This window comes from Pantoea sp. S62 (genome assembly GCF_016658625.1).
Lineage (GTDB): Bacteria > Pseudomonadota > Gammaproteobacteria > Enterobacterales > Enterobacteriaceae > Pantoea > Pantoea vagans.
This window is the reverse complement of sequence record NZ_JACVVI010000037.1, coordinates 1-7,984: the sequence shown is the minus strand read 5'-3', so window position 1 is coordinate 7,984 and position 7,984 is coordinate 1. Positions and strand designations below refer to the sequence as shown.

10 protein-coding genes are annotated in these 7,984 nt (G+C 56.4%); 4 read left to right on the top strand and 6 right to left on the bottom strand.

Translation table 11 applies throughout. The features are described 5' to 3' along the window. Nucleotides 1-217: 217 nt before the first annotated feature. Nucleotides 218-2,284, top strand: a complete 2,067-nt coding sequence (locus IBT54_RS24725) for a bifunctional diguanylate cyclase/phosphodiesterase (RefSeq protein ID WP_201253307.1) — start codon at nt 218-220, stop codon at nt 2,282-2,284. A 356-nt stretch (nt 2,285-2,640) separates the two neighbouring features. Here IBT54_RS24725 and IBT54_RS24720 read toward each other — a convergent pair whose 3' ends face one another. From IBT54_RS24720 to IBT54_RS24710, 3 genes are all read right to left on the bottom strand, one after another. Then, nucleotides 2,641-2,871: a hypothetical protein gene (locus tag IBT54_RS24720; protein ID WP_201253306.1), complete on the bottom strand. Its 231-nt coding sequence runs from the start codon at nt 2,869-2,871 to the stop codon at nt 2,641-2,643. 232 nt (nt 2,872-3,103) lie between these two features. Beyond that, on the bottom strand, nt 3,104-3,406 hold the full coding sequence (locus IBT54_RS24715; RefSeq protein WP_201253305.1) for a hypothetical protein: 303 nt from the start codon (nt 3,404-3,406) through the stop codon (nt 3,104-3,106). Between the two features lie 117 nt (nt 3,407-3,523). Further along, on the bottom strand, nt 3,524-3,805 hold the full coding sequence (locus IBT54_RS24710; RefSeq protein WP_201253304.1) for a hypothetical protein: 282 nt from the start codon (nt 3,803-3,805) through the stop codon (nt 3,524-3,526). Between the two features lie 611 nt (nt 3,806-4,416). Here IBT54_RS24710 and IBT54_RS24705 point away from each other — a divergent pair. From IBT54_RS24705 to IBT54_RS24695, 3 genes are all read left to right on the top strand, one after another. Next, the gene (locus tag IBT54_RS24705; RefSeq protein ID WP_201253303.1) at nt 4,417-4,557 is read left to right on the top strand and encodes a hypothetical protein; all 141 of its coding nucleotides are present in this window, start codon (nt 4,417-4,419) and stop codon (nt 4,555-4,557) included. Nucleotides 4,558-5,073: 516 nt separating this feature from the next. Then, nucleotides 5,074-5,421 carry an anti-adapter protein IraP gene (gene iraP / locus IBT54_RS24700; protein WP_201253302.1) on the top strand — a complete coding sequence of 116 codons (348 nt, stop codon included), beginning with the start codon at nt 5,074-5,076 and terminating at the stop codon, nt 5,419-5,421. A 768-nt stretch (nt 5,422-6,189) separates the two neighbouring features. Then, entirely contained in the window at nt 6,190-6,477 is a 288-nt protein-coding gene (locus IBT54_RS24695) for a hypothetical protein (protein ID WP_201253301.1), read from the top strand. 43 nt (nt 6,478-6,520) lie between these two features. On the opposite strand, the gene IBT54_RS24690 is transcribed toward IBT54_RS24695, so the two are convergent. From IBT54_RS24690 to IBT54_RS24680, 3 genes are all read right to left on the bottom strand, one after another. Further along, on the bottom strand, nt 6,521-6,739 hold the full coding sequence (locus tag IBT54_RS24690) for a hypothetical protein (protein ID WP_201253300.1): 219 nt from the start codon (nt 6,737-6,739) through the stop codon (nt 6,521-6,523). A gap of 93 nt (nt 6,740-6,832) precedes the next feature. After that, complete coding sequence (locus tag IBT54_RS24685) at nt 6,833-7,300, bottom strand: MarR family winged helix-turn-helix transcriptional regulator (protein WP_201253299.1); 468 nt, start codon at nt 7,298-7,300, stop codon at nt 6,833-6,835. 236 nt (nt 7,301-7,536) lie between these two features. Continuing rightward, a complete protein-coding gene (locus tag IBT54_RS24680; RefSeq protein ID WP_201253298.1) occupies nt 7,537-7,839 on the bottom strand; it encodes a hypothetical protein in 303 nt (100 codons plus the stop codon). Nucleotides 7,840-7,984: the final 145 nt, after the last annotated feature.

Genomic DNA, 7,984 nt, shown 5'->3' with positions numbered 1-7,984 from the left:
GTATCTCTCAGGTCAGCATCGCCGTCAGCCAGATGGACGGGGTCACGCAGAGTAACGCGGCACTCGTGGAGGAGTCTTCCACGGCTTCACAGTCACTGTCGGCTCAGGCCCGGGACCTGCGCGGCGTGGTGGAAACCTTCCGCATATGATGAAAGCTGACAGAACTGCGAACCGGAATATTTCCGCCGTATTTTATGAACCGTTCAGGAACTGATCTATGAAATCTGATGCCAGTGATCGACTCGGCGTGGCGGTCTCTGAGACGTCAGTGTGCGCCATATACCTGCTGTCCTCATCCGGGGAGATCCTGAGCTGGAACCGGGGGGCCCGGAATATCAAGGGATGGGAAAGGGCGGAGATTACAGGGCTGCACTTCTCGGTCTTCTACGATGGCGATGAGCGGGCCAGGAACGTGCCGGAAGAAAACCTTGCCGCTGCCCGTGAGCACGGACGCTATTCTGCAGAAGGCTGGCGCCTGCGCAGAGATGGCAGCGTCTTCAGGGCGCTTGTGGACATTGAGTTTCTTTGCCCGGCAGAAGGTGAGCAGGCTACTTTCATCAAAATCGTGCGTGACGTATCACGTCATTATGAAGAGAGAGTGGCGCTCAGCAATGCGCAGCGGGTTATCAGCCGGCGCGAGGCCGAACTGTCGGATGCCAGCCAGCTGCTGGATGAGATATTTAGTCACACCCCCTGTGCGCTGATTCTGTGTGACGCAAACTCGGGGAAGATTGTCCGCACAAATCAGTCTGCCATCCACTCGGCGTGGCTCAGAGCACTTGTGCTAAGTGGCAACATCCTTACCCGGCAGTCCGTAACGGGACACGCGGACCTGGAGACAATATTCAGACGCGGCCTGCACCTTTCGCCGGGCGACGGGCTTGTCGAAACCTTCACCTCCGGAGAGAAGGTGCCGGAGACGGCTCTGAGGGTCGCGGCAGAAAGGCTGAAAACCAGCGGCGCTGGAGAATTTATTCTTTTCACCGTGCTGGATATTACCGCTGAGCAGCAGGCTACAGCCAGGTCGGCTTATCAGGCCCTGCACGATCCTCTCACGGGCCTGCTGAACCGCCGGGGTGTCATGCCGGCGCTTGACGGATTTCTGAAGGGTAGCCTGCCTTTTACGCTCATGATACTCGATGTCGACCGCTTCAAACTCGTGAATGATGCACTGGGGCATGCTGCCGGGGACGCGCTGCTTACTGAAATCTCTGACCGGCTGCAGGCCATCCTGAGCACCGGCGATTTGCTGGCACGAACGGGCGGCGACGAATTTGTCATTCTCCTGCCCGGTATGATTAATCCGGAGGTGGCGGGCGAAACAGCCCGCCGGTTTACCGGTGTGCTGTCGGAGCCGTTTACAATCGGCGACCGGAAAGTCATGTCCGGATGCAGCATCGGTATCTGTCTCTGCAGTGGCGACGTGCGTCATGCGGAAGATATGCTTGCCGCCGCCGACATTGCGCTGTATGAGGCGAAAGCTGCCGGGCGCAACGGCTACGCGATTTTCTCCTCCCGGCTGGCCAGTGCGGCGGCAGAGCGCTTCAGCCTGGAGAATGACCTGCGCAGCGCGCTGGCGAACGGTGAGTTACAGCTTTTTTACCAGCCCGTTGTTGACAGCCGCTCGGGTGTGACGGTGTCTTATGAGGCACTCATGCGCTGGTACCATCCCGTCAGGGGCAGCGTACCGCCGTCGGTGTTTATTCCTCTCGCAGAGCAGACCGGTCTTATCCATGAGATGGGGGCTTTTGCCCTCAGGCGGGCGTGTGCAGAAGTGGCCGGCTGGCCTGACAGCGAACGCATAGCCGTAAACCTTTCGCCCTGCCAGTTTCGCGAGCCCCGGCTGGCCGACATCGTCAGACACGCTCTGCAGCAGAGCGGGCTTGAGCCACACCGGCTTGAGCTGGAAATTACGGAGTCGGCCCTGTTTGAACATCCGGAAGACAGCTATCGCGTCATTCATGAGCTGAAGGAGATGGGGGTGCATATCGTACTGGACGACTTTGGCACAGGCTATTCATCACTGAGCTACCTGCGTACCCGCCTGTTCAGCAAAATCAAAATTGACCGATCCTTTATCAGTGATTTAATTTCAGATGCGGGCGCGGCGGCAATTGTCGGTGCCGTCCTGACGCTGTGTCGCGAGCTCGGGCTGGAGGTGGTGGCAGAAGGCGTTGAAAAAGAAGAGCAGGCGGAATGGCTCCGGACGTCCGGCTGCGGGCTGCTTCAGGGCTTTCTTTTTGGCCGCCCGGGGCCGCACAGAAAGCAAAATCAGACTCTCTGAAGGGCGTCTGATATATGCACGTTTTACCGCCCATCTACAGCCCTCATAAGGCAGGCCGGTGCGTAATAATCGCAATGCCCGAAAGAATGTTATTTTTAAAACGAAAACATAGCGAACTCTGTTCACCCAAAGCGGACCCCGCGACCGTATTTGTAATGTCTGCTTTTGTACCAGAAACGGACGTTTACAATATCTGCATTCACTCATCCGTTTAGAACAGATCACATTGCATAGCCTGCAGACATGCCGGAATCAACAGAAGAGTTTTCAGAAAAGGTGCAGGAAATGGCCATCAGGCCGCAGGATGGCGCTGAAAGCCGCTGCGGCCAGTGAGGGGTTATGGTAAATCGGAGCGGCTACGTCAGTATGAATCTCATTACCGTCCACAGCAGATAAATTCCCAGTGAAAGCTGTACCGCCCGGACGCCCCATCGGGCATAACGGCAGCGGTGACGTTCGGCGGCGTCTGCCGCTTCTATAAACGGATCGGCATTCGGTTTTCTTTTTTCCGCTCTGAAATCAAGCCAGATTGAAACAATTGCCGCTAATCCGACAAAAATTTTCAGCGTCAGATGGTGTTCTTCCATTTCTGCGATCTTCTGTTATCTGAGGAAGAGCCGGCCTGCCGGGGCCAGCCCGGCAGTCGACGGACGTGCCGTTGACTGCTGCCGCTGCGCTCACGTTCCTGGGAAACATGCCGGTAACGGGAGTGTGCAGCACCAGAGCAGAGGATGACCGGAACTGCTTTCTCTCTATTCTGGTACTGATGTCTGGCTCCCCCCTGCGGGAGCCATTTGTTATGAAGCCCGCTGCGCAGCCTTAGTCCTGAACCAGGTGGCCGAAGTTCTGGAACGACTCTTCCACGATGAGGTTAACATGACAGAACACCTCACTGTCCGACTGACGGTCGTAGCGGAAAAAGCGAGAGACCACCACGCCCCGGAAAGAGGAGAGGTTACTGTCCCTTGCGGGATTGCCGCCGATTTCCACAAAATCGCCCACGTCGGGAATAAACATCACCGGCGTTTCCTCACCTGAGCTTCTGATCACGTTGCCGGACGCAACCGGCCTTTCACTTCCGCGTGGTTTGTACTGAAAATCAATGCTGTAAGTTATTTCCAATCTGGCCTCGTTCTGTGCTGTTGCCCGGAACGTCCGTGTACGTGCTTACGTCCTGACAGCCGTTATTTTATCAGAGGTAAAAAATAAGGATAAGCGGGTGATTAAGAAAATTCAGGGTTACGGCCTGATGCTGCGGATCAGCGCCTGCAGGTGCTGTTCATCATGATGCCGGCGCACCCGCCAGGCGGGCGTGGTTTCCTGAATGGCCGTAGTCCTGAATGCCCAGAGCGCATGTGCAAGCCCGGCAACGTGATAAAGGCGGTTTCTTTCGGGCAGGCTTTTACTGCCCAGGGTCCGGCACATACTGTCCAGCAGCGCGGTGACGTCGGCGGTACGGCGTTCGTAGTCGGCGTAAATATCGTTGCCGCATGAGGTGAGGGCGCGGGATGAATCCGGCATCGGTTGTCTCCTTGAGCATCTGAAACTACCGGTAATTATAACAGACGCGGTTTTTGTATTACCCGGGCATCTTCAGGTGACCGGGGCTGAGGTATTTATTTCGCCGCTGCACTCAGGCCAGCTTGTGCTGCCGCCCTTATTTCTTCCATGCTGAAGGGAGGCCGCTTCCCGGCCTGTTTGCCGTAAAATGTGATCTTTTTTTATTAAGCCCGCTTAAATATGGCGGGTTTTTTTATGGACTAAACTCCGGAAGGCCGGTACTCATGCTCAGCCGTGCCGGCTGAGGTGACCAGGTATTAGAACGTTTTTTTCGCCGCTTACGCTTGTTATCGTGGCGATCTTTTTTATGATTAAGACCGGCCGGCGGCTCCGGCTGACCGCGATAAAAACAAGCATATCAGTATTCCTCTTTGTACCGCCGTGATGGCGGTTTTTTTTGCCCTGAAAACGGGCACGCCGCTGCCAGAAGTCCGGACCTGAACTTGTGTGTTAATAAGGAATGTCCGGGCTTATACACCTGAAAACTGGTGAAGGAAAAGGTCATATCTTCAGAGAGCGATTTTGTTGAAGGATAAGCCATCTGTAATGAAACTGGCGGTGCGGTACCTGAAGTGCCTGGTCGTAATCGTGAATTTGTCGTTCAGTCGCTTATCAATGTTCTGCAGAAAACTCAGCAGGGCACAGAAGGCTTCAAAGGCGGGCGTGAAAAAGGTATTGAGCAGGCGATCAGTGTGCTGCAGAAGTTTGTATGAGTGCCTGGCGGCAACGGGTTTGTAGCCGGTTTGTTATTTTTAATCTGGCTGAACTTGCCTGCCGCTATTGTTTTGAGATCCGCTCCCCGTTCAGGGCGGACCTTCAGTTCAGTCATGTATTTTCCGGCGACCGGCAGACTCTGCCCTGGTGCCTGTAACCGGCACTCCCCGGCTCCGGCATCCCCTTTTCGGATTAAAGCATCCTCAGGTGAGAGGGCTGCCTGCACAGCACCCGTCAGGATGGCGGCGGAAACCGTTCGCAGCCTTCTATTCCTGCCTGTCTCAGGACACTGATACCCGGCATTCCGATGAATCGAGAGTTTTTCACCGGTGTCCTTTTCAGAAAATGCACGTCAGCACGGCACTGCGCCTCTGAAGATAGCGAAAGTGAGGGGCGGCCATTTATTTCCTGATGACTGCACGCATTCCAGGACTGCCGCAAGTATTTTCAGAGCGTATCCGTAGGCAGAGCCGGGACGGAGGGGTAAAATCGGCGTTTTAACCGGAGCAGACGCTATGAAAAACGTGGTACTGAGCATGCTGGCTAAAATTTCACACATTGATGCCGGCATGAAACAGCTGACAGCACGCGTTGAGGCACAGTCGCTGCTGATCAGCGCACTTGTTCTGGCGGTGAGCCGGGAGGGGGGCGTAACGGAGATGATTGAAAGTGCGAACAAGGCCATCAATACCGTGATTGACTCCGCAGAGACCGATGAACTGCTTAAATCCGATGCCGCCATTCTGTTAGGCGAGTTGCAGGCCCTGCTGAGCATTTCCGCAGCGGTCGACAGTGCGGATGATGAAATCAATCATGAAGCCCTTGATAAGCTGACCGGCGTGACGTCTCTGGAACAGAAATAACGTTCAGTCCTGCAACTGCCAGACATTACGCTCGCCCTGGACGCGGGCTGAAGACAGTCTGTGAATGTCTGTCGGGCACTCCCGTGCGGGTATACCCGCACGTCTGTTTACCTGCAGCTGTATCTGCCTGCGTGCCGGCAGGGAAAGCGCCAGGCTGTTCACACGACCTTCGCGGAACCGCGACATGAACATAAAAAAACCCGCCATCTTGACGGGCGAACCAGTAAAAAAGTTCAGAATAACTCGTCGTGCCCGGTGTTTCAGAAACAGGCACAGGGTAATTCTGATACAAAAAAGGGGATACGCAAGCGAACCGGCAGAAATGACAGCGCCGGTCATGCCGCACGTTCGGACCGGCTGCAGCACCTCACCCGGGGACGCGATATGAGGCAAAAAAAAACCCGCCAGCGGCGGGGAAATTCGTTACGGGAAGTCTCCCGATATTATTCTGACCTCAGAAAAATAGTTAAGTTCATCAGAAAGTTAGTGGCACACACTGATAGTTCAGGATGGCAACCAGTGGAAAAGATTGCGGGCGCGTAAGCAACACGCCGACACCCGTACTGTCCGGCTTTATGCCGGCAGACGTCTACCTCAGGATGTACCGCCGTTACTCCGGCGGGCAGGATGCCGTGCGGTCGCCGGCCGGACTGTGCATAAATTTCCGGTTGAACATACCGTCGCAGAGGCTACCATTGAGGTCAGAGTCCTCCGGCAGATACCGGCACGGCCGGCATCTGCCCTCACTGAAACCAGGAATGCGATGTCATGTACAGAACAGAAGATGAAAAACGGGCAGATGAAAAGCTCGGCGAGGCGGTGCTTTTTTTACTCAGAGAGGAAATGCCGGTTAATGAGGCCGCGCTGCTCCGCAGGCTGCAGCAGATGCTGATGACGGAAACGGATGCCGCCAGCCGGAAGGCAACCTTTTCCGCCATCCGCGAAGCCGAAGCGGCCTTATGCATGCGAAACAAGAAAAACGGCCGGGTCCTGAAGGGTTCTGATGCCTCTGAATTCGCCGGCGCGTCTGCGCCGGGTGCTGCGTACAGGCACTGAAACAACCGCCTGTCGGCTGTGCTTCAGCCGGCAGGCGACATCCTCAGTCCGTTTCGCCTGCGACGACGCGGATTGCCTGGCCGTAAAGCCTTTTGCGGCCGTCTGCCGACAGGGTTTCCTGCTGTTTCAGGAAAGCCAGTATCTCCTTCACATCTATCTCTTTACCTGACTTCAGCAGGCTTGAGACGGCATGCCCTATCACTGACTGAACGCTTTCGTCATTATCCTGACTGGCGGTACCCAACTCAGACTCCTGGGACATAAATGTCCTGCTCTTATCACCGGAAACGGCGTCATTCATCCCGCCCGGCGGGTTTATGATGCCTCCCGCACCAGACGGAAAGCGTAAAAAGTATTATACCCGGGCGCGCACCAGCCTTTCCCGCAGCGCGGCGACCCGCACCGTCAGCTCACTCAGCTCATCACAGGCGGTATCCATCACCGACACCATGTCCGCCGGCACGCCGGCGGCCGTTACCTTCAGCCGGCGGCCCTCCTCCGTCAGGAAAATCAGCACGCGGCGTTCATCATGCTGCGTGTCACGCTGCCTAAACAGAATGCCGGACTGCTCCAGCCTTTTCAGGAGCTGGCTGAGCGTGCCCGAGTCCAGCCGGACGCGCGCGCCGACCTCGGAGAGCGTGAGGCCATCTTTTTCCCAGAGCACCAGCAGCACCAGGTACTGCGGATAGGTCAGTCCCAGCGGCTTCAGCCGGGGCTGATAGAGCTTCGTCATGGCAAGCGACGCGGAGTAAAGCGCAAAGCACAGGAACTGGTCTATGGTTTCGGGAGCCGCATCAGGGCTGCCTGTTGTTTCATCTTTCATATCATCACTTCTTCCGGGCAGAGCCACTTCTTTCAGGCGGGACGGCTGAGGCAGGCGCGGGTACTCAGGGAGCCGGATAATTTCAGTCAGGCAGTCAGTTTCCCTGACAGGACCGACAGCCGCCGCTGTGCGGCCCCTTGAGGCGCGCACAGTATTGAGTCAGATTAAATTGATGTCAACGTTAACCGGGTCCGTAACGTAACGGGCAGGACGCCTCCGGGGTAAATCCCGTAGCTCTATAATCGCAGGGCTGCCGTGCAGCGCAGAAAATTGTTCATGACCATAATCATCCGGCCCACCGCCATCAGGTCTGCGGTGAGCAGCAGGTCCGTGCGGACCAGCCGGTCCATCAGGACCCGGTCGTTCATCTGCTCCTGAATTTTCGCGTACAGGGCCGTCAGGTGAACCCAGTTGTTGGCAAACGTGTCCACGCTCAGGTATTCCCCCTCGCTGAGCTGCCGCAGCAGCGCGTCCACGTCGGCCTTAAGAGACGTAATACGGTCCGTGCCGGCGAATACGGCGTGTCTGTCGTTCATCATACGCGGAAGGTCTCCACCATGCCGCGCAGGGCGCCGGCCTGCTCTGACAGCGACTGCGATGCTGAAGACGACTCCTCCACCAGGGCGGCGTTGTTCTGCGTGACCCCGTCCATCTGGCTGACGGCGATGCTGACCTGAGAGATAC